This window comes from Rhodococcus sp. 06-156-4 (assembly GCF_002259345.1).
Lineage (GTDB): Bacteria > Actinomycetota > Actinomycetes > Mycobacteriales > Mycobacteriaceae > Rhodococcoides > Rhodococcoides fascians_E.
On sequence record NZ_NPGB01000036.1, the window covers coordinates 359,015 to 385,513 of the forward strand.

The 26,499-nt window shown below is 63.2% G+C and carries 30 protein-coding genes; 9 read left to right on the forward strand and 21 right to left on the reverse strand.

The window, feature by feature from the left end; all coding sequences use genetic code 11:
* Nucleotides 1–30: 30 nt before the first annotated feature.
* Nucleotides 31–882, reverse strand: a complete 852-nt coding sequence (locus CH290_RS26360) for a GntR family transcriptional regulator (protein ID WP_020111275.1) — start codon at nucleotides 880–882, stop codon at nucleotides 31–33.
* Between the two features lie 415 nt (nucleotides 883–1,297).
* Between CH290_RS26360 and CH290_RS26365 the strand changes: the two genes are divergently transcribed.
* The gene (locus tag CH290_RS26365) at nucleotides 1,298–2,104 is read left to right on the forward strand and encodes an ABC transporter ATP-binding protein (RefSeq protein WP_230593870.1); all 807 of its coding nucleotides are present in this window, start codon (nucleotides 1,298–1,300) and stop codon (nucleotides 2,102–2,104) included.
* A 45-nt stretch (nucleotides 2,105–2,149) separates the two neighbouring features.
* On the opposite strand, the gene CH290_RS26370 is transcribed toward CH290_RS26365, so the two are convergent.
* The 9 genes from CH290_RS26370 to CH290_RS26410 all read right to left on the reverse strand — a co-directional run bounded on the left by CH290_RS26370 (nucleotide 2,150) and on the right by CH290_RS26410 (nucleotide 9,884).
* Complete coding sequence (locus CH290_RS26370; RefSeq protein ID WP_033189813.1) at nucleotides 2,150–2,803, reverse strand: DNA alkylation repair protein; 654 nt, start codon at nucleotides 2,801–2,803, stop codon at nucleotides 2,150–2,152.
* Between the two features lie 104 nt (nucleotides 2,804–2,907).
* Nucleotides 2,908–3,681, reverse strand: a complete 774-nt coding sequence (locus CH290_RS26375; RefSeq protein WP_033189812.1) for a TauD/TfdA dioxygenase family protein — start codon at nucleotides 3,679–3,681, stop codon at nucleotides 2,908–2,910.
* Nucleotides 3,678–4,703 carry a D-alanine--D-alanine ligase family protein gene (locus tag CH290_RS26380; RefSeq protein ID WP_033189811.1) on the reverse strand — a complete coding sequence of 342 codons (1,026 nt, stop codon included), beginning with the start codon at nucleotides 4,701–4,703 and terminating at the stop codon, nucleotides 3,678–3,680. Before CH290_RS26380 ends, CH290_RS26375 begins: the two co-directional genes overlap by 4 nt.
* On the reverse strand, nucleotides 4,703–5,995 hold the full coding sequence (locus tag CH290_RS26385) for an ATP-grasp domain-containing protein (protein ID WP_033189810.1): 1,293 nt from the start codon (nucleotides 5,993–5,995) through the stop codon (nucleotides 4,703–4,705). Before CH290_RS26385 ends, CH290_RS26380 begins: the two co-directional genes overlap by 1 nt.
* Before the next feature lie 6 nt (nucleotides 5,996–6,001).
* Nucleotides 6,002–6,832: an O-methyltransferase gene (locus CH290_RS26390; RefSeq protein WP_033189809.1), complete on the reverse strand. Its 831-nt coding sequence runs from the start codon at nucleotides 6,830–6,832 to the stop codon at nucleotides 6,002–6,004.
* On the reverse strand, nucleotides 6,825–8,039 hold the full coding sequence (locus CH290_RS26395) for a sedoheptulose 7-phosphate cyclase (RefSeq protein WP_033189808.1): 1,215 nt from the start codon (nucleotides 8,037–8,039) through the stop codon (nucleotides 6,825–6,827). Before CH290_RS26395 ends, CH290_RS26390 begins: the two co-directional genes overlap by 8 nt.
* 31 nt (nucleotides 8,040–8,070) lie before the next feature.
* On the reverse strand, nucleotides 8,071–8,739 hold the full coding sequence (locus CH290_RS26400; RefSeq protein ID WP_033189807.1) for an HAD family hydrolase: 669 nt from the start codon (nucleotides 8,737–8,739) through the stop codon (nucleotides 8,071–8,073).
* Between the two features lie 312 nt (nucleotides 8,740–9,051).
* Nucleotides 9,052–9,417, reverse strand: coding sequence for an STAS domain-containing protein (locus CH290_RS26405; protein ID WP_019663382.1), 366 nt, complete (start codon nucleotides 9,415–9,417; stop codon nucleotides 9,052–9,054).
* A gap of 95 nt (nucleotides 9,418–9,512) precedes the next feature.
* Entirely contained in the window at nucleotides 9,513–9,884 is a 372-nt protein-coding gene (locus CH290_RS26410; RefSeq protein ID WP_033189806.1) for an STAS domain-containing protein, read from the reverse strand.
* 130 nt (nucleotides 9,885–10,014) lie between these two features.
* Between CH290_RS26410 and CH290_RS26415 the strand changes: the two genes are divergently transcribed.
* Both CH290_RS26415 and CH290_RS26420 read left to right on the forward strand, forming a co-directional pair.
* Nucleotides 10,015–10,428: an ATP-binding protein gene (locus CH290_RS26415; protein WP_033189805.1), complete on the forward strand. Its 414-nt coding sequence runs from the start codon at nucleotides 10,015–10,017 to the stop codon at nucleotides 10,426–10,428.
* Between the two features lie 128 nt (nucleotides 10,429–10,556).
* The gene (locus tag CH290_RS26420; protein WP_141216237.1) at nucleotides 10,557–11,795 is read left to right on the forward strand and encodes a PP2C family protein-serine/threonine phosphatase; all 1,239 of its coding nucleotides are present in this window, start codon (nucleotides 10,557–10,559) and stop codon (nucleotides 11,793–11,795) included.
* 15 nt (nucleotides 11,796–11,810) lie between these two features.
* Here the strand turns inward: CH290_RS26420 and CH290_RS26425 are convergent, their stop codons facing one another.
* A complete protein-coding gene (locus CH290_RS26425) occupies nucleotides 11,811–12,239 on the reverse strand; it encodes a Rid family hydrolase (protein ID WP_020111284.1) in 429 nt (142 codons plus the stop codon).
* 112 nt (nucleotides 12,240–12,351) lie between these two features.
* Between CH290_RS26425 and CH290_RS26430 the strand changes: the two genes are divergently transcribed.
* Complete coding sequence (locus CH290_RS26430; protein WP_019663377.1) at nucleotides 12,352–12,846, forward strand: MarR family winged helix-turn-helix transcriptional regulator; 495 nt, start codon at nucleotides 12,352–12,354, stop codon at nucleotides 12,844–12,846.
* 37 nt (nucleotides 12,847–12,883) lie between these two features.
* On the opposite strand, the gene CH290_RS26435 is transcribed toward CH290_RS26430, so the two are convergent.
* Together CH290_RS26435 and CH290_RS26440 are read right to left on the reverse strand one after the other, a co-directional pair.
* Nucleotides 12,884–13,483, reverse strand: coding sequence for a dihydrofolate reductase family protein (locus CH290_RS26435; protein WP_033189803.1), 600 nt, complete (start codon nucleotides 13,481–13,483; stop codon nucleotides 12,884–12,886).
* Nucleotides 13,484–13,559: 76 nt separating this feature from the next.
* Nucleotides 13,560–14,618: an aldo/keto reductase gene (locus tag CH290_RS26440; RefSeq protein ID WP_033189802.1), complete on the reverse strand. Its 1,059-nt coding sequence runs from the start codon at nucleotides 14,616–14,618 to the stop codon at nucleotides 13,560–13,562.
* Between the two features lie 108 nt (nucleotides 14,619–14,726).
* Between CH290_RS26440 and CH290_RS26445 the strand changes: the two genes are divergently transcribed.
* Nucleotides 14,727–15,374: a TetR-like C-terminal domain-containing protein gene (locus tag CH290_RS26445; protein WP_033189801.1), complete on the forward strand. Its 648-nt coding sequence runs from the start codon at nucleotides 14,727–14,729 to the stop codon at nucleotides 15,372–15,374.
* Nucleotides 15,361–16,203, forward strand: coding sequence for an alpha/beta fold hydrolase (locus tag CH290_RS26450; protein WP_033189800.1), 843 nt, complete (start codon nucleotides 15,361–15,363; stop codon nucleotides 16,201–16,203). The genes CH290_RS26445 and CH290_RS26450 overlap by 14 nt, the downstream gene beginning before the upstream one ends.
* A 28-nt stretch (nucleotides 16,204–16,231) precedes the next feature.
* Here the strand turns inward: CH290_RS26450 and CH290_RS26455 are convergent, their stop codons facing one another.
* Both CH290_RS26455 and CH290_RS30405 read right to left on the reverse strand, forming a co-directional pair.
* Nucleotides 16,232–16,807 carry a hypothetical protein gene (locus tag CH290_RS26455; protein WP_033189966.1) on the reverse strand — a complete coding sequence of 192 codons (576 nt, stop codon included), beginning with the start codon at nucleotides 16,805–16,807 and terminating at the stop codon, nucleotides 16,232–16,234.
* A 105-nt stretch (nucleotides 16,808–16,912) separates the two neighbouring features.
* Complete coding sequence (locus CH290_RS30405) at nucleotides 16,913–17,089, reverse strand: hypothetical protein (RefSeq protein WP_155295542.1); 177 nt, start codon at nucleotides 17,087–17,089, stop codon at nucleotides 16,913–16,915.
* A 235-nt stretch (nucleotides 17,090–17,324) separates the two neighbouring features.
* Here CH290_RS30405 and CH290_RS26460 point away from each other — a divergent pair, with 235 nt between their 5' ends.
* Together CH290_RS26460 and CH290_RS26465 are read left to right on the forward strand one after the other, a co-directional pair.
* Nucleotides 17,325–17,729, forward strand: a complete 405-nt coding sequence (locus CH290_RS26460) for a VOC family protein (protein WP_033189799.1) — start codon at nucleotides 17,325–17,327, stop codon at nucleotides 17,727–17,729.
* Nucleotides 17,726–18,016 (forward strand): winged helix-turn-helix transcriptional regulator, encoded by a 291-nt coding sequence (locus tag CH290_RS26465; protein WP_019663370.1) that lies wholly within the window; start codon nucleotides 17,726–17,728, stop codon nucleotides 18,014–18,016. Before CH290_RS26460 ends, CH290_RS26465 begins: the two co-directional genes overlap by 4 nt.
* A gap of 78 nt (nucleotides 18,017–18,094) precedes the next feature.
* Here CH290_RS26465 and CH290_RS26470 read toward each other — a convergent pair whose 3' ends face one another.
* The 6 genes from CH290_RS26470 to CH290_RS26495 form a co-directional block, all read right to left on the reverse strand.
* Nucleotides 18,095–19,324 carry an NADP-dependent isocitrate dehydrogenase gene (locus CH290_RS26470; protein ID WP_033189965.1) on the reverse strand — a complete coding sequence of 410 codons (1,230 nt, stop codon included), beginning with the start codon at nucleotides 19,322–19,324 and terminating at the stop codon, nucleotides 18,095–18,097.
* A gap of 107 nt (nucleotides 19,325–19,431) precedes the next feature.
* A complete protein-coding gene (locus tag CH290_RS26475) occupies nucleotides 19,432–20,937 on the reverse strand; it encodes a tripartite tricarboxylate transporter permease (protein ID WP_033189798.1) in 1,506 nt (501 codons plus the stop codon).
* The gene (locus CH290_RS26480) at nucleotides 20,937–21,488 is read right to left on the reverse strand and encodes a tripartite tricarboxylate transporter TctB family protein (protein WP_033189797.1); all 552 of its coding nucleotides are present in this window, start codon (nucleotides 21,486–21,488) and stop codon (nucleotides 20,937–20,939) included. The genes CH290_RS26475 and CH290_RS26480 overlap by 1 nt, the downstream gene beginning before the upstream one ends.
* On the reverse strand, nucleotides 21,478–21,864 hold the full coding sequence (locus CH290_RS26485) for a universal stress protein (protein ID WP_033189796.1): 387 nt from the start codon (nucleotides 21,862–21,864) through the stop codon (nucleotides 21,478–21,480). Before CH290_RS26485 ends, CH290_RS26480 begins: the two co-directional genes overlap by 11 nt.
* A 28-nt stretch (nucleotides 21,865–21,892) precedes the next feature.
* Nucleotides 21,893–22,882, reverse strand: a complete 990-nt coding sequence (locus CH290_RS26490) for a Bug family tripartite tricarboxylate transporter substrate binding protein (RefSeq protein ID WP_033189964.1) — start codon at nucleotides 22,880–22,882, stop codon at nucleotides 21,893–21,895.
* 207 nt (nucleotides 22,883–23,089) lie between these two features.
* The gene (locus CH290_RS26495) at nucleotides 23,090–23,767 is read right to left on the reverse strand and encodes a GntR family transcriptional regulator (RefSeq protein WP_033189963.1); all 678 of its coding nucleotides are present in this window, start codon (nucleotides 23,765–23,767) and stop codon (nucleotides 23,090–23,092) included.
* A gap of 99 nt (nucleotides 23,768–23,866) precedes the next feature.
* Here CH290_RS26495 and acnA point away from each other — a divergent pair, with 99 nt between their 5' ends.
* Complete coding sequence (gene acnA, locus CH290_RS26500; protein WP_033189795.1) at nucleotides 23,867–26,485, forward strand: aconitate hydratase AcnA; 2,619 nt, start codon at nucleotides 23,867–23,869, stop codon at nucleotides 26,483–26,485.
* Nucleotides 26,486–26,499: the final 14 nt, after the last annotated feature.

Genomic DNA, 26,499 nt, shown 5'->3' on the forward strand with positions numbered 1-26,499 from the left:
CGGCACCAGTGCCGGCTCCGTTGCTGTCGATCACAGGTGCGGAGACATTCCGTGTTGGTCGGCGGATCCGATTATCGCCACGCGATCGGCACGAAAGTGTGTGAAGCTCAGCTCTGCCGGGCGTCCCTCGGAGTCTCTGGTGATCAGTTCCCGCAACAGCACCGGCGCACCGACCTGCATGTCCAGCAGCTCCGCCGCACGTTCCTGGCATGAGATCGCCTCCACAACCGAACTGCTGCCGCCGTAGACGGTGCCGAAGATCCGATTGTGCGCCACAGCTATCGGCGGGTACTCGGAATGGTTGCTCTCGATACGGGTGATGAATTCTTCGATCTCGAAATCGGTGATGCAGTATCCAACGCGGAGATACAACGGGTTGCCCCCCATCCGCCCCACCTGCTCGAGCAACACCACAGTGTCCACCTCGGTGCCGATGAAGTTCTGCAGTACCGCAGGCGCGGCAATCCTGCGGCATTCGAGTGTATCCACGGTCAGTCGGCCTTCGTCCGGCATTCCAGCCCAGGCACGCGGGCCGACCTCTCCATCGCGGACCGCAACGATGTCGTGAGCGACAGACGTCCCAGCTCGACGGGCACGGAGCACCACACCATCGTCGGCCAGCATCTGCAATGCCTTGCGCACCGCGTTTCGGGTCGCCCCGAGCGTGTCGATCAAATGCTGCTCCGACAGGGTCTCGTCGTGCGGCATCGTTCCGCGACGAATTCCTGAACGAATCAGCTCGTAGACGCGGCGCGGCGACGTGACGAACTTCTCCTGACGTGCAGCTTGGGCACGCAGATACCGTGCGCGCTGCTCGTCCGCCTGGCGACGGCGATGCGCTGCGACGATGCCGAACTCGTTGTCGAAAAAGGGACGGGTCATGCTGTCGAGGCCTTTCGGTGATAAACGTTCGCACGCAGAATCGAACGACAGGGAGACGGGTTGGCCGCGACGATGAGATCAACCGGTTCGACGAGTCTATCGGAATGGGGCCGCAGTGCCGCTGGTCATCCAGCGGCACATGAACGCACGAGTATGTGCGATTTCCCAGGTCAGCACAGCATCAAGCGACCGATTCGGTCCGCGTAATACGTTGTTTACCAACGGGATCGGTCTGGGAAACACCCCTGATGAAGCATTACCGACGTAATCGACCTCTTCGGACGCCTCGGTGGGAGCATGAATGACGACAACAGCGGAACGCTCGATTTCCTCGAACACGGTGCAGGACCGAGTAATCGACGCGGTTGACACGTCCACGTCGAGCAATTCTGTACTCAGCATCAAGAATCTTTCTGTGACATACGGCACGGGGACGTCGGCCGTCGCCGCGGTGAAGGACGTCTCGTTCGACATCGCTCCCGGTGAGCGGGTTGCCCTGGTCGGCGAGTCGGGTTCGGGGAAGTCGACACTGGCCATGACGATCGCCGGGCTGATCGGCGCATCGAGTGGCGCGTCCGTCGTGTCGGACACCCTCGAATTCGAGGGTGTGCCGCAACAGCCGAGTACGAGGCGCAGCGTTCCGAGCCGGACCGACGGTATCGCCATGGTGTTCCAGGATGCGATGACCGCTCTCGATCCTGTGTGGACCATCGGCGGCCAGTTCAGCCACGTTCTCGCCGGGGCAGGTGTCACCGGTCGTCGCGCACGTGCAGATGTCACCGCGCATTGGCTCGACAAGGTCGGTCTGCACGACGTCGGCCGAGTGATGCGCAGTCGTCCCTACGAGCTGTCCGGAGGAATGAGGCAGCGGGTCATGACGGCGCTGGCGCTGTGCGGGTCACCCAGGCTCCTGATCGCCGACGAACCAACCAGCGCGCTCGACGCGTCACTTGCGCGCGGAACGATGGAGTTGTTGCAGGATCTCACGCGCGAGGAGGGAACAGCGCTCCTGGTCGTCAGCCACGACATCAAACTCTGCTTGGAATTCTCCGACACGATGCTCGTGATGTACCGAGGAGAGCTCGTCGAGCAGAAACCGTCGACCACCATCGTCTCGGGCGCTACCCACCCCTACACGAAGGGACTTCTCGGGTGCGTGCCTACGTTGGCAAACCGGTCGGCGTCACGGTTACCCGTACTCGGGGACTTCGTCACGAACTGATCCACGCCCTGACCTCGTGCCGAGAACACAACGCCGACGGACAGCTCATGTGCGGCCGACCTTCATCGCACGTCGAGCGGCCGGGTGCAGGCGGCTGCCGAGCGTCCGATGGAACTCGTCCGCCCTTGCCGGGTCTGCGCGCTTTACTTCCCGCAACGCAGTTCCGAGCGCGGTGTGGACGAACACTTCCGGGTCGTCGATCAGGGTTTCCAGAATGCGCAATGGATCGTCGAGTTCGCCGTTTCGGATCAGCCAGTAACAGGCGACGATCGACGTCCGCCGTTCCCACAGGTTGGCCGAGCCGGCGAGGACGTGCAGAGGCTCCTTCGGCCTGTCGAGCAGATACTGTCCGACCACGCGCGGCGCAGCTCGATCCACCAGATCCCATGTATCGATGTGCGCATGCTCGTCCAGGTACAGCTCGTACAAGTCCGTCCGCTCGGTATCGGCCGCACTGCCTTTCCGTGCACGTGCGTCGAGAATGCTGACCCCGACCATGCGAACCTCGAACCAGTTGGACTGCACGAGTTCTCGGACCGTGCCCAAGTCCAGCCGCCAGTTCGCCTTCGCCAGACCGAAGACCGATCCCATGCGAACCCCGATGATCTGGTTCCGATCGACTCGACGGGCAATCAGATCCACCTGGTCCGGACTCGACAGTGCACGAAGCTCCTGTTCGATCCTCTCCACGTCACCCATTTCGTTCACTCCCTACAGCGCGCAGCCACTTGTCCCGTGCTGGTACCGACCGGCACCGACGGCAGAACTCATCGGTGAACGAGGAAGTGCTCGTGTTGCTTGGATCAGCGCGCGCGTGCCAGACGATCGCCGGCCATGCCGCGGTGCATGACCCGGTTCCCGACGACGCCGGTGTGATCGGCTTTGTGCATGACGCATCGGTTGTCCCAGATGACGACGTCGTCAGGGGACCAGGAATGGCGCAGGACGTTGTCCTCACGGGTCGAGTGGTCGACGAGGCGCCTGATGAGGTGCGACGCTTCGTCGGCCGTCGACCCGGACACGGCAGTACAACGCGCGGGAGCGGTGAGGTACAGCGCTGTGCGACCTGTCACCGGGTGCCTCAGAACCAGTGGATGCTCGGCTGATCCTTCGATGCCGTCGAGTCCGGTGACGGTGTGGGTGACGGTCGCGTGTTCGACGAGTTTCTTGTCCTCGGCGGTGAGTGTGTCGTAGGCGCGATACTGGTTGCTGAACAGTGTCTGCCCACCGTCCCTCGGTACTTCGACCGCTCGAAGAGCGGTGTACGCCGGTGGGACGGGGATGTAGGTGGTGTCGACGTGAAAGGTCGATTTCGGCGGGGTTGTTCGCCCGACGTTGGTGATGACATTGAGGTCCGGGTATCCCTCGACGGGCGTCTCGCCTTCGGTGAACATCAAGTCCCCGAGGCTTTCGAGGAAGGCCGCGAATTCGTCGTTCCCGACATGCTGGCCCGGCAGTACGGCGGCGCCGTGCTCGGCGAGCAGGTGCCGTAGAGCATCGACGTCCGAGGGGCCGAGTGGGCCGACCGCAACGTCGGTGACGCGCACTCCCAGAGGGTGCAGAACTTCACTGTTCACGATCGGACCCTTTCTCTGTCGAGTTCGCGCAGCGACAGCTCGAACAGTTCGGTCACCGAGATCCCTGCTTCGCGAGCCATGACCGCAACGACGCTGCCCGGCGAGTAGGAGCAATACAGCCCGGCTTCCAGAAACCAGGGATTGCCGTCGGGATCGATGCGGAAATCGAACAATCCGTAGTGTCGACAACCGAGAGCGCGATAGGCGACACGGGCAGCCGCCCATACCTTTTCCGTGATCGGGTCGTCGACGTCGACGATCCAGGCCTTGCTCGAATCCTTGGCGACCAGGTACAGGTCACCCTCGTCGGTGCGGTTCAGCTTGTCCGCGGAACTTCGAATCGGGTTCGACCCACCGACTGCGTACTCCTCCAGCGGCAGACACATCAATTCACCGTCACGAGAGAGGATTCCACAGCGGACCTCCCGGCCGAGCGGAACGTACGTTTCCACCAGAGCACCGTCCGAGTGACCCAGCGCAGCACGAACGGCATCATCGAGACCTCCGGCATCCCTGACCAACTCGACACCTACCGAGTTGTCGGCGTCCACCGGTTTGACGACCACCGGGAACGGCACCGTGGTGCTTCCGGCCGATCGGAGGACTTCACCGCGCGGTACCGCAACGCCTGCCGCCTCCACGATCGCTCGCGCGACGTCCTTGTCCGCGGTCATGGCCATTGTCTCCGGTCGATTGCCGAGAACCGGGATGGACAGCAAGTCGAACATCGCTCGGTAGCTGGTCATTCCGGGTCGGCAGAACATCTGTGGAACGACGACGTCGATGCCTGCTGTGTTCGCCCACTCCATTGTTTGCCCGACGGTCCTCACCTCGGCCTGATTCAGCGCGTCGAGACGATCGACGATCTGCCAGTGACCGCCCGGTGTCACGACGGCGATGTGAACGCGGTAGTCGGGATTACCGTCGATCGCGTTCAGAAATCCCTGAGCGTAGACCGTGGAGAGATCGACGTGGAACTGGTCGACGGGCGAGCCCGCCAGTACGAGCACAGTCGTCGGCATCAGTCTCCTCCCTGCTCGACGAGTTTTCCGATGTTGAAGTCGATTCGAGACCAACTGCGCCCGGACACTGCACTCTTCACCAGCAGGACCGGAATCTGTAGGTGGTGAACGAGCAAGTACGGGAGTGGATCCCACCGCGCGAAGATGGCGTCTGTCCCCTCCACGATGATGCGAAGCCGGTGCCGACGATTTGGCTCGGTCAGCAATCGCCACACCTCGTGGTAGGTCCAGAACGTCGGCTTGGATTCGCGCGTCGGAAGCACTGCCGACTCGACTCGTCCCAGATATCCCTGGGCCAGCAAGTCCTGGTCGTAGAACATCGTGATCGCGGAGTGCGTGCGCGGGTTGCACTCGATCGCGTACACCCGGCCGTCCGCGGCCTGGATGAAATCGAAGGACAGCTGCCCGGTGACACCGAGTTCGCCGACGAAAGTCTCGACCCAGGACCGGATTTCGGGCACGTCGACCATTTCGTAATTCACCTGGAACGCGGATGATGTGCAGCACGCGTACACGGTGAGATTCCCGTCGCGGGCGGTGCCGTGGGTGCAGTACTCCTGTCCCGAGATGAATTCCTGCAGGATCCACGCGTTGCTCTCGGAGATGTCCAGGGTGCGTGCGAATTCGATGTTTCGCTGCGGTGTCGCGCTAGACAGACGCGTCAAATCCATTCTGCCGACGGGGTTGTACGCGATCTGTTTCAGGATGTATTCGCGCCCGGGAGGAAAGTCGAACGAGGCGATGTCGTCGACCGACGTGATGCGCCTCCAATCCGGCACCGACAGACCCATCGACGCGGCTGCCTCCGAGAAGGTGGACTTGTCGTCCAACATGCGCACAGTCTCGGGGTCGGCGTGCACCACCTCGCAGAGATCGCCGAGCAGCGCCGCAGCATCGGCGTCCGGCACGCTGGAGGCAGGGCTCGCGACCGGGACGAAGACGTCGACTTGCTCACGAAGCACCACATCTCGCAGGGCGCGCGCATACCCGGGGTCCGTCGGTTCGGGAACACAGTGGAACGCGTCCACCGCGCGCGAGAACCGGTGGCCGGTGAACCGATACTTCGACGACTCGACGAGGACCACACGATGGCCCGCGCGGTGGAAAGCACGCGCCAAGCTCAGAGCCTTGGTCATTTTTCCACCGCTCACCATGACCGTCCGTCCCGACGTCGGGGCGGCCACGCGACGCTGATCGAGCAGCGCGAGCGCCACGACGATCAGATCGATGGGGAGGGTGACCGTCAGCGCACCGAGTGCACCGACCGTGCGAGCCAAGGCTCTGAACTGCATGGTGGGCTAAGCCTCCACTCGTCGTATCAACGTGACACCGTCGCGTAGCGGAAGGAGAACCTGCTCGACGCGCGAATCCTCGGTCACGAAGGTGTTGAACGCGTCGACGGCGTCGCCGTTGACGGTCCGGTGCGCCGGGTCCGCATAGGGAGTGCCCTGAAGCAGCGTGTTGTCGACTGCGATCACCGCCCCCGGTGCCAGTAGATCGGTGTCCAGAAGACGACGGTAGTACTCGAGGTATCCGGTCTTGTCCGCGTCGATGAACACCAGGTCGAACTGAGCCGACTCTGCTGCAAGTCTGCCGAGGGTGTCCAGTGCCGGCCCTACCTCGACCGATATCCGGTGACCGACCGGCGACGACGAAAAGCACTCACGTGCGAAGTCCGCAACGAACCGGTCGACCTCGCACGCGACCACCGTGCCGCCGTCGGGCAACGCCTCCGCCATGGCCAGCGCGGAGTATCCGGTGAACATACCGATCTCCAGGACCCGTCGAGCGCCGGTCGTGTGCACCAGGAACTTGAGCACCTGACCTTCGACGTGCCCGGACAGCATCTCCTGCTCCAACGGACCGGATCCGGACACCACTGTCCGGGAATCCCAGTCCATTCCCTGCGTACGCCGGGAAAGGTCCTGGAGAGCGGGCGATTCGGGAGTGGTGTGCGTGTCGAGGTACGGATCGAGACCGTCTGCCAGGTCCCGGGCGCGACGCAACCGCTGTGCGAAGTCCTCGCCGGTCTCTCCGCTGTCGTAGGCCCGGGCGAGTTCGCGCAGCTCCCTGCCCAGGATCGTCGTCGGTGTCACCGGTCGAGAGGTACGCAGAACCCCATCAGTCATCGGAACCACCGGTGAACATGGCGATTCCCTCTCCCCCACGGTCGAAATCGAGGCAGACCTTCTTGTGCAAGGCCAAGGCGTCCGCCAGCTCGGCGGTGGTCAGGTCGTTGAGGAATCGACACGAACCGATGGGATCGGGAACCGCGGCGCGCAGGATGCCGTCCCTGGTCTTCAGGATCGACGCGGTGGCCGCGGTCAGCAGCTCGGGCGTCAGATGATCGCTGTCCAACGCCAGACCAAGCCGGTTCATGACGCCCAGGATGCGATCTCTGTCGGCCGTCGAGATCAGACCTCGTTGCTCGGCGACGGTGGTGGACAACGCCATGTCGATGTTGATCGCGTGCCCGTGGAAGAAGGGCTGGGGAGGCGTCAGTTCGAGCGTCGGGCTCCAGGTGTGGCCGAAGGCGATGACACGGTCCAGTTCGATCTCGTGCAGGTTGGGCGCCTCGAGCTCGAGCATCGTCTCGATCGCCTGGTAGGTCAGGCGATGTGCGATGTCGCGCATCTCCGGCGTACCGCCCGAGTGCCCGAACTTCGTTGCCAACAATTCGGGTCCGTGCTCGTCGAGCATGTCGAAGATGGTCTGGTTGCCGACCACCGAGATCTTGATCAATTCGGCCATGCCGTTGCGGATCTGGTCCTCGGGCAAGGTCGCGAGGAACGAGAAGTCCAGCAAAACCTTCTGCGAAGCATGGTAAGCGCCGAGGCGATTCTTGTGCTTGTTGTAGTTGACAGCGACCTTGATGGACACGCTCGCGTCGATCAGGCCGATCAGCGTGGTGGGTATGCGGATGTACGGGGTGTTGCGTCGATAACTGGCGCACGCGAACCCGGCAACGTCGGTGGTGAGGCCACCTCCGACCACGAGCACGGGTTCGGTGCGGACCAGTCCGAACTCATCGAATTCGCCCACGATGCGCTCGAAGGTCTCGAGCGACTTGGCGGTCTCGGCAATGGTGACCGGTACGACGGTCAGCGCGATGCCATGGTGATCGAAATACGCCTGGGCGCGGTCGCCGTACAGCGAACGAACAGCCTCGTCCACAACCAACAGGCACCGACCGTACGGCTGATAGCTCTCGGCCAGTTCGGTATTGGTGACATCGAAGACGCCATCGACGTACACCAGATCGTATTCGATCCGCTCGTACCCTTCGACGTGAAACGCCCGGTCGGATGCCGTCACGCTAGCTTGCATGTTGCTCATCGGGATGTCCTTTCGTTCTCGCGTCGAACGTTCACGCGCGGCCCTTGGCCCACTGAGCGAGCTGGTCGGGTTCGAGCCGATCGACAGTCTTCAAAGCAGCCGAGAAGTCTCCGCCGACGGTGTTCGCGTTCGGGAAAGCGATGCATCGGATGGACGCCGCCGTCGCCGACTCGACTCCACCGACGTTGTCCTCTATGGCAATACAATCGTCCGCCTTCTCGCCGAGACCGTCGATGGCGAACCGGTACACCTCGGGGTCGGGCTTGACCTCGGACACGGAGGTTTTGTCCACAACGATGTCGAAGGACTCGGTGCCGAGTTTCTCGAATGCATTCAGCAGCGCACTGACATTTTCCGTGGATGTGGTCGTGACGAGGCCGAGCTTGTAGCCGTGCTCTCGCGCGCCGGCTACGGTGTCGAGAACGCCGGGGCGGGGCTCGATACCTTCGGTTGCCAGAAGACGTTGAAAGATATCGGATTTGGTTGCGTGGACGGCGTCGGAATCGACTTGCTCTCCACGAGACGAGGCGAACTGGGCGATCCGTCCGGCGCCGCCGTTACTCGTCAGCATCGCCGAGTAGTCCTCGCGCGACCAGTTCCAATCCAGGTCGTGCGACGCGAACGCCTCGTTGAATGCTCGGCGCTGAAGTTCCGACGTGTCGGCCAGCGTGCTGATGGACCCGAAAAGAACTGCAGTCATGTAGGACTCCTAGCGAGATGTCATGTGCCGTAGTCGGTCTCGTTTCCCGTATTCGCACGGGGCGTTCGGATGAAGCCGGCATCGGACTTGTATCGATCGCCGACCAACTTCGTTCTTCCCCACCAACTGTGTCGACGCGGCATGTCGGACTCGTCCCTACGTATGTCACAGATGTATAACGAAAAGTAACGGAACGATAACGCCCATTGAAGCTGGGCATACGTAAGTCCGCGGCGGGTTGCCGCGATGATGTGGTCGCGCAGTACGCGGCCAGGTTCAGGATGAAGAACCTCGGCGTGGTGAGCCGAGATATCAGCCGGCTTCGACAGCGGCGAGCGCGTCCTCGCGCGTCGAGTGAATGGCCATCACGGACCCCAGCCCGAGCAGTTCGAGAGGGCGACGAGTGGCGGTGCCATCGGCGACCACGGTAATGGTGGTGAGCTCGCCCATTCGGTCGTGCGCTGCCGCCAGGACGGTCATCGCGCTCGATCCGAGAAATCCCACGCCGGTGAGATCGACGATCAGTGCTGCCGGTGTGGGCGTCAGCGCGGAGTCGATCTCCGACGCGAAGGACGGTGCGGTACCCAGGTCGATGTCGCCGGTGACGGCGACGACGACGGCGTTGCCGACGACCTCGCGTCCGATGTCGAAGCGAGCTGTGCTGTCTCGAGCGGGCACGTGTACTCCCTTGTGGCGATGAAGCGTGTCGGGTCTGAGGATGCGGGCACCGGGCTAGACCACGCGCGAACAAGCCTACAAGGAGGTGCCGACATCTACGTCCGAGTGGCGGCGATCGCCGCGAACGCCGCGGGGCGGTCGGCGACTGTCGTGATCACCCGATCCAGACCACTGAGCAAGATGGGTCGCTGCACAACCGCATGTGGGGCAACCAATACGCCCATGGCGCCGGACGGAAGCGAATCGACGGTACGAACCAGCACGCTGACTCCGCTCGAGGACAGAAAATGCACGCCGGTGAGATCGATCACGAGTCCGTGCACCGCCTGCGCAGCGACCGAATAGGCGCGGTCCGCCAACTTCGGCGCACCGACAAGATCCAGCTCGCCCGTGACGGCGAGCACCGTGACACCGTCCTGCTCGGACGATTCGACGGCCAATGCCTCGCCCGCAGGCTCGTTCACCATGACTCGACGCTACGCGTAGCGAGTTTCTGCACACGCTCTTCGGATTGCACGCACGCTCGATGCGTCGAATGCCGACTTTCGGGTAACCGGGCGTCATGGCTTCTTTACGAACATCTCCGTCCGGCCCCGTGTGATTGTCGAACCACCCGAGCCCACCTCGGCTCGGTGGACCCACAGTGACCCCGCGACCGCCGATCTCGCCGCCCAGCTGCGGCGTAATCTCCATGAATGGCTCGACGCGCGACATCTCTCCGATATCGCCCCTGACGTGGTGCTCGCGTCGTACGAGGTGATGGCCAACAGCGTCGAACATGCTTACCGCGACGTGTCGTCACCTGGCCCGCTCACACTCACCGCCGTGCACGAGGCCTCCGCGCTCACGGTGACGGTGTCCGATACCGGTTCCTGGAAGCCCGCCGAGCCGACCCCGCATCGCGGGCGCGGGCTGGAACTCGCCGACGCGATCACCGATCACGTTGCCGTCGATCACGGATCCGGCACTTCGACCACTCTGACCTGGAACCTCGACCACTCCCAGCGATGACGCCTTGCCAGTCGGCTGCTGTCACACACGCCGATCTGATAGAACAAATGTGTGAACGCGTATCGAATTCGTGCGCTCGGCACCAGCGGGCCCAGCCAGTGCTGTCAGTACAGAAGTGACTTTCTGTGATGCCCGCAGACACGCTGCGCTTTCTGGATACCGCCCCGGCAGGCTACCTGGCGATACGGGCGAGCAGCCAGTGCGTCGTATACGCCAATGCGACGGTGTGCCGGACGATCGGCCGAGCATGGTCCGACGTCGTCGGGCGCCGCGTCCACGATCTTTTCGCGGACTCCAGCGCGGACACGGTGACGGCCCTGCTCAGCGCGAGCCCTGACGCCGACACCGAGACTCCCGTCGGCGCTACCGCGGACTTGGTCACCGGTCCGGATTCGGTCCTGTCGATGTTGGTCATGGCCAATCGAGACATCCAGGATGACGACAGCACCATCAGGTTCACTCTGCACAGTGCGACCTCGCACCGAATTCGAGAACAGACCCTCATCGAGGCCCGCGACGGGGCGCTCACCGCGCAGGCCACCACCGCCGACGCGTTGACACGGTCGCAGGACGCGCTCGAAGCTGCTGAGGACGCGCGCAAGGTCGCCGAGGCCGAACGCACGCAGATACAGATTCTCGCGACGACCCTGCAGCGCACCCTTCTTCCTCCGGTGTTGAGTTCCCCGGCAGGAACCGACGTGGCGGCCTACTATCACCACGCGGTCATCGAGGAAGTCGGCGGCGACTTCTACGACGTCTTTCCCCTCGACGAGTCCACGTGGGGATTCTTCCTCGGAGACGTGAGCGGCAAAGGCCCAGGAGCGGCAGCGGTGACGTCGTTGACTCGCTACACGCTCCGGGCGGCGGCTGTGTTCGACCGCGACCCGATCACTGTTCTTCAAAATCTCAACACCGTTCTGTACCACGAGTTTCGCGGGGACGACCCACGCTTCTGCACAGTGCTTTTCGGCACCATCACCCCAGCAGTCGACGAAAAGACGACAACCATCCGGCTCGCGAGCGGCGGTCACCCCCCGGCATTGCACCTGCGGGCCGACGGCAGTGCCGAGTACATCGACACCATCGGTGGCCAACTCGTCGGAGCACTTCGAACCGCACAATTCAGGGCCGCCGACGTGATCCTGGAAGCTGGAGACGTGCTTCTGCTCTACACCGACGGTCTCACCGAGGCGCACGTCGGACCGGGGAAGGCGCGCTACGACGACGCCGGAGCACTCGAAACGTTCGCGAACGACGCGGCCCCGACAACCGCGGCGAGAATCGTCGACGATGTGATCGGCCTGTTGAACAGCTTCGGGTCCGGGCTTCAAGACGACGTCGCGGTACTCGCTCTCGGCGCGCCCTGAGAACGGCGGATCAGCTCACCGCGCCGGGTCCTCGTCCAGGATTGCGGCCACACGGATTTCCACACGCATTCCGTAGGCTCCCAAGGCCTGCACACCGATTTCGGTCCAGATCGGTGCACGGTCGCCCATACGTCGACGCATCTGCTCCACCATCACCCGTCCGTGGGTCTCGCCGATGTATCCCGCAACCTCGGGCACGTGGAAAGAGTCGACGGACACGACGTCGCGCCACGTGGCACCTGCCTGCTGCAATGTGCGTTCGACGTTGTCGAATGCCGCGACGATCTCTTCCTCGAGATCGGAAGGGAAGTTGAACTCGTCGTCCCACCCGCCCTGCCCGGAGATCTCGACGCGGTTGCCGATGCGAACGGCCTGGTTGTAGTGCATGTTCGTCAGCTGAGTGTCTCCGTAACCCGGGGTGGCGAAGAACTGAGGTGTAGTCACGATTCGACCTTTCGCATGTGTATTGACTTCAATCTTGAAGTCAATTTCCACAGTGCATCACTTCACGCTTGAAGTCAAATGGCCGACGGGGCCCGATCGGTATGGTGAGCGGATGGCGCAGATGGAGATTTCGGGTGAGAGCGACGGCAAGCAGTCGCTGTGGCTCACCGCGTCGGAAAAGGAAGCATGGACTGGCCTTGTCTCGCTCGTCCTGCTGATGCCCGGACGGCTCGAGGCACCACTCCAGCAGGAGGCGGGCTTGACTCTCTTCGATTACCTGACCCTCAGCCACATCTCCGAGGCGCAGGATCGGCGAATTCGAATGAGCGAACTCGCGTATCTGGCAAACGGATCGTTGTCACGCTTGTCCAACGTGGTCAAGCGATTCGAGCACAAAGGGTGGGTCGAACGCTCACCCGACCCCGAAGACGGTCGTTACACCACGGCCGCACTGACCCAGGAAGGCTACGACGTCGTCGTCGCCGCAGCCCCGACACACGTCGCTGCCGTTCGACAGTTCGTGCTGGACCCACTGACAGACGAGGATCAGCAAGCCCTGGCACGCATTTCGGAAAAACTGAAAATCAGGCCCGAGGACTTGGCCTGACGAGCCACCCTTCCAAGATCGGTGAATTCGGAAGGTGTCAACAATCGACGCGGTCGTAACACAACGATATCGCCCCAGTGTCGCCGACGGCGTGGTCGGTCAGCCGCCACCGACTGCGCGACACGTCGCCGAGGTCGAGGAATCGCCGCCCTCCTCCCACCAGCTCGGGCATCAACGACACGACGAGTCGGTCCAGTTCACCTGCGTCGAGCAGCTCGTGAATGATGCTGATGCTCGCCAAGATCAGTATGTCACCGCCAGGTTCGGAGCGTAGCTCTCGTACGACGTCGACCGGGCTGCATTCTCGCCGTTCGGTGTTGGTCCAATCCGCATTCGCGTCCGTGTGCGAGAACAAGATCTTCCGAACACCGTTGAGCCACGTGGAAAATGCTCGGTCCCGGTCGTCGGCGTCCGGGTCTTCGGCAACAGCTGGCCACACCGACCTGAAACCGTCGTAATTGGTGCGCCCGACAAGAACTGCGTCGGCCCCGGAAACGGTATCGACCAAAGATTCCCGAATGGCGTCGCTGAACGCGTGGGGTATTACCCACTCCATATCGTCGTTACCCCCGGGGCCGGTGATTCGTCCATCCAGAGTCAGGGAGACGTTGGCTATCGTGCGTCGCATTGCGTTCATACTGTTCCTCCGTTCACGGTGACATTCTCGTGAGTTCCGACTTCGAACCAGCACGGAATTCATCGGTACCGACGTTTCAGGAACAATCCCGAGCCACCGCCGGGTACAGCGGTGGATTCAGACGCGCGAATCCGTCCTGCCGGTAGTACGGGAAATAGGGGTACGGCGCGTCGGTGTCGGAGACGTTGTCGAGCAACTCGCGATGCGGAGCACTCAGCGACCATCCGGCAGCTCCGAGGTTCTCGTTGAGTTGTTCCCGGTTGCGCGCGCCGATGATCACGCTGGAGACACTGTGCCGATCGCTCAGCCAGTTCAGGGCCACTTGCGCAACGGTTTTGGCGGTGTCGTGCGCAACGCGATCCAGCGCGTCGACGACGCGGTAGAGGCGCTCGTCGTCGACCGGCGGCCCGGCAGAGGCGGTGGCGTGCAGCCTGCTGGACGACGGGAGCGGGACACCACGGCGGACACGTCCAGTCATTCGACCCCACCCCAATGGGCTCCATACGATCGCCCCGACTCGCTCTTCGACCGCGAGCGGCATCAGTTCCCACTCGTAGTCCCGACCGATCAGCGAGTAGTACACCTGGTGAGCCACCGGCCGTGCAGCTCCACGCTCGTCGGCGGTCGACAGCATCTTCATCAGCTGCCATCCCGAGAAGTTCGACACCCCCGTGTACAGAATCTTGCCGCTCCGGACCAGCTCGTCGAGTACGTCGACGACTTCCTCCATCGGCGTCGAGGCGTCGTAGGCGTGGAGCTGGAACAGGTCGATCCGATCGGTTCCCAGTCGGCGTAGCGCCGATTCCACCGCCTGAACGAGTCGCCGACGCGAGGTGCCGTAATCGCCGGCACCGTCCCCGGTCGGGAGCGCTGCCTTGGTGGAGATCACGACCTTGTCCCGTCGTCCACGAAGCGCGGCACCGAGAACCTCCTCGGATGCACCGTCCGAGTAGACGTCCGCGGTGTCGAACAGGTTCACGCCGGCGTCGAGGCACTGATCGACCAGTTCACGGGCGGCGTCGACGTCGGTAGTCCCCCACGCTCCGAAGAAATCACCGCGTCCGCCGAACGTGGCGGCGCCGAAACCGTACTCGGACACCACCAAATCGGAGCTTCCAACTCGTCGATACCTCATATCGAACCTTTCTAACGGGACTGCATTTCCGTTAAGACCATACAACGGTTCGCAACAAAACGGAACTGCAGTACCGTTAGTGGCTGCAATGCCGTACGATCGGGCACCATGACCGTTGCGACGAAAGGCAAGCCCGCAACCGCGACAGCGCGCCCGGGCGGCCGCACCGCCCTTGTGCGCCGCGCAGTGCTCGCAGCCACCGAGGATGCGCTGATCGAGTACGGGTTCGCCGGTGTAGAGCTCCCCGCCGTCGCCGACGCCGCGAAGGTAGGCAAGACGACGGTGTATCGACGATGGGGATCTCCGCAAGCATTGGTGTCGGACCTTCTCGACGACATGGCTGCTCGATCGGTCAGTGCAACGCGGACAGGCGATTTCACTGCCGACCTGTCGGCAAACGCCGACCTGGTCGTGAAAACCCTGACCGATCACCGCACCGGCAGACTATTCTCCGCGCTCATCGCCGCCTCGACGCACGACGCGGACACCAAGCAGGCATTGGCGGATTTCTATCGAACGCGAGTGTCGGAGTGGGCGGCCGCAGTGATCGACGCCGTCGAACGTGGCGACCTGCCTTCCGACACCGACGCCGCCGAAGTCGTTCGATATCTGTCGGCACCGCTGTACTACCAATTCCTGACCACCACGAAGCCACTCGATGCAGCAGACGCCGACCGAGCAGTGCGAGCAACAGCAGCAGCGGCACGCGCGGGCGTATTCGGCGGACGAGAACAGGACACCCGTGGAGACTCCTGACGGCACGTTGCCGCAACCCGAGACAGTCGTCGTGGATGGAGTCTCGATCGCGACGTACGTGCTCGAACCGCCGACAGAAGCCGTCGGCGATGTGGTCATCTGCCATGGGACGCCGTGGTCTGCAGCAGTATGGGCAGGCGTCGCCCACCACCTGAGCCGGGATCATCGGGTTCACCTCTGGGACATGCCGGGCTACGGCCGGTCCGGAACCCTGGACGCGGCAGTCGATCTCGACACCCAGATGTCGAGATTGGCTCGGCTGCTGTCACTGTGGGGCGTGAACCGTCCGCACGTCATCGCCCACGACATCGGCGGCGCGGTCGCACTCGGTGCACATGTACTGCATGGCGTCGACTATGCATCGTTGTTTCTTTGGGACATCGTCACACTGGACCCCTGGGGGTCGCCATTCTTCAAGCTCGTCGCCGAGCACACCGACGTGTTCGGCGCGCTTCCCGCACCATTGCACGCTGCGCTCGTGCGCGAATACATCGCCGGTGCTGCCCGGCGGCCGCTGAGTTCCGAATGGCTCGACACCCTGACCGGGCCCTGGCTCGGGGAGGTCGGACAGCCCGGGTTCTACCGACAGATCGCCGCCCTGCGCCCCGACCACACCCAGCCCTTGGTCCGCAAACTGGCGGAAGTTCGCTGTCGGACTCGAATCGGCTGGGGCACCGATGATCCCTGGATACCGGTGGAGCAAGCAACCCGGCTTCGGCAATCGCTACCGGGCGAACCGGCCGTGATCACACTCGACGGCGTCGGACACCTGGCGCCGATCGAGTCCTCGGCCGACGTATGCAGGGCCGTCGACGATTGGATCCGTTGATGATCGGGTCCGTTGACGTATGTGCATGCTACCCGGCGTTGCCCGCCACGACGGCTTCAGCCGCACGAGCCTTGGCGAAGTTGGCGATGCTCTGGGCGTAGTGCGGGGTTTCGAGTTCGCAGTGCTGCCCCGACGCCTTCTGCCGCGCTGCTGCGGCGTCTTCGAAGGTCTGTCCGCTCGAAGTGATGAACTCGAGGAATTCCTCGGTGGGGTGCGAGGTGACCGTGTTGATGTAGCGCAGATTGTCGCCGTCCAGTTGTTCGATGCCGAGCTCCCAGATCACCTGAGTGGTGGTCCATCCGGCTGCCGAGAAGACGTCGGAGATCGAGACCATCTTGCAGTAGTGCCTGCTGGCGACCTCGAAACGGTACTGCTGGATGACGAGACCGGTGCCGATCATCTCGACATTGATCGACATCGGGGTGCCGTCGTCGTCGACGGTGTAACCGGCGGCCTTGTGATCCCCGGGTGCGCAGCGCTGATACTCATGCGTGGGAAGGGTTTTGAGCCACTGCTCGATATCGACGAAGTCGAGCGGCGCAGTGACGTCGGCGGTGACCACCGCATGCGAGAGTTGAAGATCGGGACGAGGAGTTGCGCTCATGGTGTTCTTCTTTCGAGTTGAGCCGGTCATCCGGCGACTTGTTCGACAAGAAGAACTCTGGTGCACATCGGAGGCGAAAACATTGAAGGTCTCGTTACTCGTCCACTACCGGCTGCCCGGTATCACGATCTTCGAGCCTCCCGCACGCTTTTCGCATGACCGTTCGAACCGCTGGTCGTCTCGTTCGGCGAGCGCCGCGACGTCGTCGTCGGTGTCCGCGCTGAGAACCGCGACGGCGAGTTCGTCACCGCCCACTCGCCACGCAACGTCCGACGCACGCACGTCTTCTGTCCGTGCCCAGCGACGACGTTCTTCACACCCGAAACCCAGGGTCGAGATCTGACCACCGTCGACGACCCCAACGTATCTTCGGGCGCATCGGAGTCTCGATCCACCGGCCCGCACACCTCGACCGAGCACTGCGGTTCAGCCGGATCCGCCCGCTCACCTCTCTGACGCAACCGCAGAAACCGATAGCACCCTTGACAGCGTACTTGTATTTTGCAAGTGTGCTCGCATGAGCCTGTTCATCACCTGCCCCGTCGACGACGTCGAGCGCGCCACCACCTTCTACACCGCCCTCGGCTGGACCCTCAACGCAGAGATGTCCGACCACAACGTCTCGTGCTTCGCGATCACGCCCGGGCAGTACGTCATGCTCGGCAGCCGCGAGATGTACGCAAGCGTCGGAGGTACCGAGGATTTGATCGGCGGGCCGGACACCCCGTCGAAGGTCACCGTTTCCTTCGACCTCGCCAGCCGCGAGGCCGTCGACGAACTCGTCGAACGTGCAGGCGCCGCCGGTGGTCGAATCGGTGACACCGACGACTACCCGTTCATGTACCAGCGCCAGTTCGACGATCCCGACGGCTATCACTACTCCCCGTTCTGGATGAAGCCGGACGTCGACTCGCCCGCGTGAGCGACCTGGCCGCAGCGCTCGACGTCGTCGGCGCTCGGTGGGCTTTACTGATCGTGGAGCGACTGCTCGACGGGCCGCAACGCTACGGCGATCTCCAGCGCGATCTCGGAACGCCGACGAACATGCTCGCGACCCGTCTGCGCGAACTCGAAGCAGCAGGCGTGTTGACCCGTCTTCCGTTGAAGCACAACACACGAGCCTACGCACTCACCGAACGCGGACATGCCCTGCGCACGGCGATCGACGCGCTCGGGCGTTGGGCAGCGGACGCAGAACGCCGAGGATGACCCCCGTGGCCATGGTCCGAAAAGCGATCGAATGCCGAGAACAGGCCGGCGCAGGAGTCGCACGCCCAAGTCTCGCGGTCAAGACGTCGCCGTGCGAGAACGCAAGGTGTCGCCGACTGTGCCGAGGAACTGGTCGGTCGACAAAGATGCGTGATCGTCTGCGCAGAGCACGGCGAGGTCCTTGGTCATCCGGCCACTTTCCACCGTCGTGACCACGACGTCCTCGAGCATTCGAGCGAAGCCGACGACCTCGCGGGTTCCGTCCAGTTTCCCACGGTGTTCGAGCGCTCGGCTCCACGCGAAGATCGACGCGATCGGGTTCGTCGACATCGTCTCACCCCCTCGGTGTCGGGCGAAATGTCGGCGAACAGTTCCGTGGGCCGCTTCGGTGAGACATGTCTTCCCATCGGGAGACAACAGGACCGACGTCATCAACCCCGGCGACCCGAAGCCCTGGGCCACGATGTCGGATTGCACGTCCCCGTCGTAGTTCTTGCACGCCCACACGTATCCACCCTTCCACTTGAGAGAAGATGCCACCATGTCGTCGATCAGACGGTGCTCGTACATCAGACCCGCCGCGTCGAACGTGGCCTTGAATTCGGTCTCGAAGACATGGTCGAAGATGTCCTTGAAGTGTCCGTCGTACGCCTTGAGAACCGTGTTCTTGGTCGACAAGTAAACCGGGTAGTTCTGCTGCACACCGTAGTTGAGCGTAGCCCGCGCGAAGTCGGTGATCGATTGGGTGAAGTTGTACTGCCCCTGCACCACACCACCGAGGCTTTCGTCGGTGAACCGCACCAACTCGTGCTGGACCGGTTCACCTCCGTCGTCGGGGGTGTAGGTGATGGTGACGGTGCCTGGACCCGGCACCGCGAAGTCCACTGCTCGGTACTGATCACCGAAGGCGTGACGCCCGATGACGATGGGTTCGGTCCAACCGGGGACCAGGCGCGGCACGTTCGAGATGATGATCGGAGACCGAAAGATCGTTCCGCCGAGTATATTTCTGATGGTCCCATTGGGCGAACGCCACATCTTCTTCAGACCGAGCTCTCGAACCCGCGCCTCGTCGGGAGTGATCGTTGCGCACTTGACGCCGACGCCGTGCCGTGCGATCGCACGGGCGGCATCGAGCGTCACCTGGTCCTCGGTACGGTCACGGTTGCCGATCCCCAGATCGTAGTACTCGAGATCGATGTCGAGGTACGGACGAACGAGCGTGTCCTTGATGGATTCCCACATGACGCGTGCCATCTCGTCGCCGTCGAGCTCGGCGATGGTGCCGTGAACCTTGATTCTGGACATCGAAACGCGTGCTCCCGTGTCGGATTCGAAAATGGTGTCGGACAGATGGAAACCGGACGGCCTCGTGCGTGCCCGTTTCGGCTCCATCGGAGAGAAAGGTGATCGACTCAGGTATCGATCCGCGTACGTGCACGCACCCGGTTGATCGCTGTGTACAGCAACACGATCGCGAGCACACCGTAGAGCACCCAGGTGATCGGGCTCCCGACGAGAATCGACGCATTCCCACCGCTCGACATCATGGCGTTGCGCAAGCTGGTTTCGGCCAGCGGGCCGAGGACCACGCCGATCATCACCGGTGCAAGCGGAAAGCCGTAGCGCCGCATCAAGAATCCGACGAATCCGATCCCGAACACGAGGAGGAGGTCGGTGACGGCCGCGGACGTGGCATAGACACCGAGCGCACAGAACACCGTGATGCCCGCATACAGGTAGGGCCGGGGAATCAACAGTAGCTTCGCCCAGATCGGGGCGAACGGTAGATTCAGGATCAGCAGCATCAGCAGTCCGACGAACAGGCTGGCCAGCAGAGCCCAGACGAGCTCGGAATTGCGCTCGAACAGTAGCGGTCCGGGCTGTAGGCCGTACTGCTGGAACGCTGCGAGCATGATCGCCGCGGTCGCCGACGTCGGTAGGCCCATTGCGAGGAGCGCCCCCATAGCTGTGCCGGAGGTTGCGTTGCCTGCGGCCTCGGGTGCGGCGACGCCGCGGATCGCTCCCTTGCCGAACTGCGGGTCTCTCCGTCTGCGGTCGAGACGCCGCTCGGCGCTGTACGCCATGAACGTCGGCACTTCGGCGCCGCCGACCGGGATCACACCGAACGGAACTCCGAAACTCGTCCCACGAAGCCACGCGGGCAGCGCTTCCCGGAATTCACCGCGAGAGAGAAACGGTCGACCGGTGACGGTTCCCATCTCGGGAGCCTTCGTTCGGTGAATGCGCGACGCGACGTAGAAGACCTCGCCGAGAGCGAGGATCCCGACCGTGATGACGATGATGCTGACACCGTCGAACAGTTCCGGAACACCGAGCGTGAACCGCTGCGTTCCGGAGATACCGTCGATTCCGACGACGGCGAACGCGAGCCCGATCAGCAGGGCAGCGAGGCCTTTCGTCACCGATTCGGAGACCACCGACGCCACGGCCATGAACGCGAAGATGGCGAGGGCGAAATACTCCGCCGGCCCGAAGTTGACGGCGAGATCAGCCAGCGAGGGCGCGAAGAACACCACCAGAGTCGTAGCGATGAGGCCGCCGATGAAGGCGCCGATAGCGGAGGTCGCCAATGCCTGCGGGGCACGGCCACGCTTGGCCATTCGGTGACCTTCGAAGGTCGTGGCGATCGCGGTCGATCCACCGGGGGTGTTCATCAGAATTCCCATGGTGGAGTCGCCGAAGAGGCCACCGAAATAGACGCCGGCGAACATGATGAACGCGCCGGTCGGGTCGAGGGTGAACGTGACGGGGAGCAGCAGCGCGACGGCCATTGCAGATCCGAGGCCGGGAAGGACGCCGACTGCGGTTCCGAGGAACGCTCCGATGAACACCCACAACAGGTTCATCGGAGTCAACGCTTGGGCGAAGCCGCCCATCAACAGTTCGAGGCTCTCCATCAGAGGATTCCCTCCAGAACGCCTGCCGGAAGATTCAGGTCGAGGCCGGCCGAGAAGAACGCCTGCACTGCGCACGAGAAGACGAAAGCGATTCCCAGATCCATGACCGGCCGTGGGCTGCCCATGGCGCGAGCGACCAGCCAGAACAGCAGGGCTGCAGAGAGGATCCACCCGACGGGCACGAGCAGCGCCGTGAATGCCAGAAAGGCGAGAAGCGTCGTTCCCAGCGACTTCCAGTCACTCTGAGTCTTGTAACGAGACTTCCCGGGATACAGCAGTTCCGAGTCCGGACCTTCCGGGGTGCGAAGCATCTGAATCGTCAGCACGATGGCAAGCACGTAAGCGCACACAGCGATGATGACGGGGAAGAACGCGGGCCCAGGCGTGGCCGCACTCCCTGGCACCTCCATCGTCAGGATTCCGTAGGTGAGGTACACAGCCAAAGCGAACACCAGCGCGGCAACGACGAGTCCGCTTCGACCACGCGTCGGGCCGAGGTCGTGATCGGTTGTGTTGACGTCAGGCCGGGCGCCTGCGTGATCAGTGGTCATGTTGCTCGGCCTTCACTGCCAGTACTGGAACGTCGGCGCCCATGAGGATGCGTTGGGCGTTGGAACCCAGAAGAAGTTTTCCGACGGCGGAGCGGCGTCGGATTCCGAGGACGATCATCTGTGCGCCGATCTCTTCGGACGTATCGAGCAGTTCGTCTGCGGCGTCGGGGTCGTCGCGGTGTCGGCCGATCCACCGAACAGTGCGCTCGTCGTCGAAGCCGACGACGGGCGCGTCGATGCTGCGGTCCTCGTTGGTGGTGAAATTGTCCAGATCGAACGCGACCAGGTCGGTCTCTTCCGAGTTCGCGAGCCGATGTCCGTGCCGTAGCGCGGCCCGGCCTTCGGGAGTGTCCGAGTAAGCGACGAGAACGCTCACGGTGTGTTCCTTTCGAGGGAGGTAGGAGTCAGTAGCCGAGGTCGGCCCAGATGCCGTCGACGAATTCGGTTTCGGACCGAAGCCCGGCCGCGAATTCCTCGCCGGCAGCAAAGGTGTCGGTCCAACGGTTTCGCTCGAGGGCGTCTCGCCACTCCGGTGTCTCGACCATCTCGGTGACAATCGCTTCGAGCTCGGTGCGTTGCTCTTCGGTGATGCCGGGAGGAGCCACGATGCCCCGCCAGTTGGTGAGGGAGACGTCGTAACCCAACTCGATCAGTGTGGGTAAGTCGATGCTGTCCACCGGTTCGGGAGCGGAAATCGCAAGAGCCCTGAGGTTTCCCGCCTCGATCTGATCGACGAAGTCCTCGTACCCGCTGACGGACGCCTTGATCGTTCCCGACATGAGCGAGGTAGCGAGCTCGCCGCCGCCTGAGTAGGCAATGTAATTGACTCCGGCCGGGTCGATGTCGTTCTCCTGGGCCATGCGACTGATGATCATCTGGTCCACACTGCCGAGAGAACCGCCGCCGAAGGCGAACCGGTCGGGGTCGGCGCGCCACTCGACCATCAGATCGTCGAGAGTCTGGATCGGCGAATCCGCGGGGACGACCACGACGTCGTAGTCGTCGGCCAACCGGGCGATCGGGGTGACGTCTCCGAGATCCACATCGGAGCCGTTGATGTTGATAGCGCCGAGCATCGTGATGCCCATGACCATCATGGTCGCCGAATCACCTGCCATGCCGGTGAATTGACTGAGTCCGATGGTGCCGCCCGCGCCCGGGATGTTGACGACCTGCGTGTTGTTGACGATGCCCTGAGCGCGCAGCGCCTGCTGCGCCTCGCGCGCAGCTCCATCCCAGCCACCACCGGCAGCAGCGGGAGCGATGAGGGTCAGCTGAGAACGGGCGTCCGCTCCCCCGCCGCTCGACGCCGCATCGACGACGCCAACCGCGACGATCGCAACAGCGGCCACGATTCCCACCGCGGCAAAGGCACGTCGACCGACCTTCGACACACGACGTGGGCGCTCGGGAGAACCTGTAGCCTCGGCCGGTTCGTCGGGATTGTCCGGGGATTTCAACGAGCACACCTCGATCGGTTCTGCGACGGAACGCCAGACGACGTTCTCAGGTTGCAGGTTATAACCTATATGCAGTGATGTCCAGCACACTCGCCAGATCGATCTAATCGGGTCACAAGAGTGGGACCCGGCCACATTCACTCACACAGACGACGTATCACCGAGTGCGACGATTGCCCGACGCCCCAGACTGTGGCGAATATGCTCGGACATGCGCTGCGACGCCGCGTCGGCATCTCCGGCTGCGACTGCCTCGTAGATGGCGGTATGTTCCGATTCGACCCTCGATCGATCACGCTTGGAATCGCCACCGTGCCGTAGGCCGACCAGCCGGTACCGGTCGGCCTTGTCCCACAGTCGCTCCAGTATGTCGACCAGGACCGGGTTGCCCGACGCGCAGTAGACGGAACGGTGGAATTCGCGATGCCGTAGCAGGGCTTCCAGGTCTCCCGCGTCGGTGATGGGCTCGAGGCGACTGAGCGCGAACTCGATCTTGGCGATGTCGGAGTTCGTGCGATTGAGTGCTGCCAGCGAAGTCGCGAGCGGGTCCAGACTTTCCCGCACCTGATAGAGATGCCGAGCTTCCTCGGCCGACACCGACGTCACCCGAGCATCTCGGTGCGCCTCGAGGTCGATCATGCCCTCGGCGGCAAGCCGTCGTATCGCTTCGCGCAGAGGCGTGGTGCTGACGCCGAGCTCCGCCGCCAATTTTGCTTGCCCGATGACCGAGCCGGCCGCCAAGTCTCCGGTGAGGATTCGAGTCCTCAGCTGCGCATACGCGTAGTCGTTCTTGGTGAACGCGGTGTCGGGATAACTCATCCGGTTGCCCTCTTCGATCGCACGACGGAACAGCGAACTCTCGCTCGGCGAATATAGCATCCAGCTTCGGAAAAACAGGTTATAACCTATAGTGTCTGCATGCGCTCCTTCTCCACGTCCGCGGTCACCGATGCCGACGGCCGGACCCTGAACATCGTCGATGTCCAAGCGACCGTCGGACCGGACATCTACCGTCGGTGGCCGGTCGTGCTGCGCCTACTGGCCGAGAACGTGCTCCGCACGGCACCGGCCGAGGTCTCGACGCGGGCACTCGCCGACCTTCGGTCATGGTTGGACGGCCGATCGAGCAGTGCCGAGATCCCGTTTCTACCCGGCCGTCTGATGATGCACGACACCACAAGTACACCAGCGTTGGTCGACATCGCCGCGATGCGCGACGTCGTGGCATCCCGCGGCGGAGACCCGTCCACATTGAGTCCGGTTCTACCGGTGGAGGTTTCGGTCGACCACTCCTTGGCCGTGGAAGCTTTCGCCGACACCGATGCCGCGTCGATCAACCTCGCGCACGACATGCGGCGCAACGGCGAACGGTACCGCTTCCTCGCTTGGGCGTCGGGCGCGATGAAGACGGTGCACATCAACCGACCCGGCACGGGCATCATGCACACGATCAATCTCGAACAACTCGCCACAGTGATAACCGTCGAACATCGGGACGGCGTCGAGTGGGCGGTACCGGACATGATGCTCGGAACGGACAGCCACACGCCGATGATCAACGGTCTCGGCGTCCTGGCTTGGGGAATCGGGGGACTCGAAGCCCAATCGGTGATGTTCGGAATGCCCACCACACTGCAGATCCCCGACGTCGTCGGCGTGCGGTTGACCGGCGCGATGCCTTCGGGGGTCATGGCCACCGACCTCGCGTTGACGGTGACCCACCGACTTCGAGCTATCGGGGTGACCGGGGAGTTCGTCGAATTCTACGGGCCTGGGGTCTCGTCCTTGACCGTCGGAGACCGCTCTGTCGTGGCGAACATGGCCCCCGAGTACGGCGCAACCACAGGCTTCTTTCCAGTCGACGAGCATGCGCTGGGCTACTTCGCGGATACCGGTAGAACCGAACAACACGGCTATCTCGTCGAAACCGCCCTCCGGGCGTCGGGACTGTGGTTCGACCCGGATGCCGAACCCGAGTACACGCGAACCATTTCCATCGATCTTTCACTCATCGAAACATCGGTGGCCGGCCCACGCCGCCCACAGGATCTGATTCCGCTCTCCGCGGCGCGGGACGCGATCCGGGCGGAGGGAACACCACCACGGAACGACGGTGGCGCTCTCCCCGACTTTCCCGTAGCCATTGCATCGATCACCAGTTGCACCAACACATCCGACCCACGACTGCTGATCGCCGCAGGTTTGCTCGCCAGAAGAGCACGCCTGCTGGGCCTTGTCGTGCCGGCGTGGGTCAAGACATCCTTGGCCCCCGGCTCCCCATCCGCTGCCAGCATTCTCGACAGAGCAGGACTGCTCGACGACCTGTCCCACGTCGGTTTCGACATCGTCGGTTACTGGTGCGCGACGTGCATCGGAAATTCGGGTGGTCTGCTCGCAGCCACTGCCGATGCCGTCGATACGGGCAGCCGCGCGCTGGTCGCGGTGCTGTCCGGCAACAGAAACTTCCCGGGCCGGGTACACCCCGATCTCGAACTCGGACTGTTGATGTCGCCGCCGTTGGTGATCGCGTACGCTCTCGCCGGCGACGCCTCGATCGACCTGACCACCGAACCGTTGGGACTCGACAGCGGTGGCAATCCAGTTCGTCTCGAGGACATCTGGCCCGATGCCGCCGAAATCGACCGTGTCCTCGCCCTCGCCCGCCGCCCTCGAGACGTTGTCGACGACTTCGCTGCTGCGTCGAAGAACACCTTGTGGGACGCAATCAAGGCGCCGACAGGGCCGCTGTTTCCGTGGGATCCCTCGTCGACAGCACTGCGCCCGTCGCCCTTCGCCGAAGCAGCGTTCGCTGACAGCGTCCTGGGCGAATTCAGTTCGCACCCGTTGATGGTCCTCGGTGACGACATCACGACCGACCACATCTCGCCCGCGAGCGCCATTCCGAAGAACAGCGCGGCCGCGGAATACCTGGTCGATCGCGGGGTTCCGCGCAACGACCTCAACGTCTTCGCATCGCGCCGAGGAAACTGGGAGCTCATGTTGCGCGGCGCTTTTCACAATCGAAACGTCCGCAATGCGTTGGCTCCCGGCGCGCCCATCGCACATACAGTGCACTCCCCGAGCGGGGATCTGATGCCCCTCATGGCGGCGGCACAGCGCTACGCCGACGACGGTGCTTCCGTGGTGATCGTTGCCGGCGAACGCTACGGAATGGGCTCCTCGCGAGACTGGGCAGCGAAAGTCGTTCGCATACTTGGAGTTCGGGCCGTCCTTGCCCGTAGCTTCGAACGCATCCACCGGTCGAACCTCATCGGTGTCGGTGTCCTTCCGTTGATCGTTCCGGCCGAGGCAGCGGAAGTCCTCGCGACGTGCGTACCCGGCGATCGCATCGTCGTCGATGCCAGAGCAGAAAATCTTCACACCCGGACCGCGACGGTGAGACTGGTCCGGACGAACGGCTCGACACTCGAATTCGATGTCGCAATCGCCGTCGAGACGGAACAGGACGAGCAACTGTTGCTACGCGGCGGCGTCATCCCGACCATCCTGGATCGATCGACGATCAGCGCTGTGTGAGAGCACCGAGACCT

What these genes read in the sequence shown, in the direction of transcription:
- CH290_RS26480 (WP_033189797.1), bottom strand. Translation starts at nt 21,488, where the DNA reads ATGACCACTGATCACGCAGGCGCCCGGCCTGACGTCAACACAACCGAT.
- CH290_RS26440 (WP_033189802.1), bottom strand. Translation starts at nt 14,618, where the DNA reads ATGAGGTATCGACGAGTTGGAAGCTCCGATTTGGTGGTGTCCGAGTAC.
- CH290_RS26410 (WP_033189806.1), bottom strand. Translation starts at nt 9,884, where the DNA reads ATGGTGAACGAGCCTGCGGGCGAGGCATTGGCCGTCGAATCGTCCGAG.
- CH290_RS26460 (WP_033189799.1), top strand. Translation starts at nt 17,325, where the DNA reads ATGAGCCTGTTCATCACCTGCCCCGTCGACGACGTCGAGCGCGCCACC.
- CH290_RS26495 (WP_033189963.1), bottom strand. Translation starts at nt 23,767, where the DNA reads ATGAGTTATCCCGACACCGCGTTCACCAAGAACGACTACGCGTATGCG.
- CH290_RS26435 (WP_033189803.1), bottom strand. Translation starts at nt 13,483, where the DNA reads ATGAACGCAATGCGACGCACGATAGCCAACGTCTCCCTGACTCTGGAT.
- CH290_RS26445 (WP_033189801.1), top strand. Translation starts at nt 14,727, where the DNA reads ATGACCGTTGCGACGAAAGGCAAGCCCGCAACCGCGACAGCGCGCCCG.
- CH290_RS26385 (WP_033189810.1), bottom strand. Translation starts at nt 5,995, where the DNA reads ATGCAGTTCAGAGCCTTGGCTCGCACGGTCGGTGCACTCGGTGCGCTG.
- CH290_RS26420 (WP_141216237.1), top strand. Translation starts at nt 10,557, where the DNA reads ATGCCCGCAGACACGCTGCGCTTTCTGGATACCGCCCCGGCAGGCTAC.
- CH290_RS26430 (WP_019663377.1), top strand. Translation starts at nt 12,352, where the DNA reads ATGGCGCAGATGGAGATTTCGGGTGAGAGCGACGGCAAGCAGTCGCTG.
- CH290_RS26470 (WP_033189965.1), bottom strand. Translation starts at nt 19,324, where the DNA reads ATGTCCAGAATCAAGGTTCACGGCACCATCGCCGAGCTCGACGGCGAC.
- acnA (WP_033189795.1), top strand. Translation starts at nt 23,867, where the DNA reads ATGCGCTCCTTCTCCACGTCCGCGGTCACCGATGCCGACGGCCGGACC.
- CH290_RS26370 (WP_033189813.1), bottom strand. Translation starts at nt 2,803, where the DNA reads ATGGGTGACGTGGAGAGGATCGAACAGGAGCTTCGTGCACTGTCGAGT.
- CH290_RS26400 (WP_033189807.1), bottom strand. Translation starts at nt 8,739, where the DNA reads ATGACTGCAGTTCTTTTCGGGTCCATCAGCACGCTGGCCGACACGTCG.
- CH290_RS26455 (WP_033189966.1), bottom strand. Translation starts at nt 16,807, where the DNA reads ATGAGCGCAACTCCTCGTCCCGATCTTCAACTCTCGCATGCGGTGGTC.
- CH290_RS26475 (WP_033189798.1), bottom strand. Translation starts at nt 20,937, where the DNA reads ATGGAGAGCCTCGAACTGTTGATGGGCGGCTTCGCCCAAGCGTTGACT.
- CH290_RS26380 (WP_033189811.1), bottom strand. Translation starts at nt 4,703, where the DNA reads ATGCCGACGACTGTGCTCGTACTGGCGGGCTCGCCCGTCGACCAGTTC.
- CH290_RS26360 (WP_020111275.1), bottom strand. Translation starts at nt 882, where the DNA reads ATGACCCGTCCCTTTTTCGACAACGAGTTCGGCATCGTCGCAGCGCAT.
- CH290_RS26395 (WP_033189808.1), bottom strand. Translation starts at nt 8,039, where the DNA reads ATGAGCAACATGCAAGCTAGCGTGACGGCATCCGACCGGGCGTTTCAC.
- CH290_RS26390 (WP_033189809.1), bottom strand. Translation starts at nt 6,832, where the DNA reads ATGACTGATGGGGTTCTGCGTACCTCTCGACCGGTGACACCGACGACG.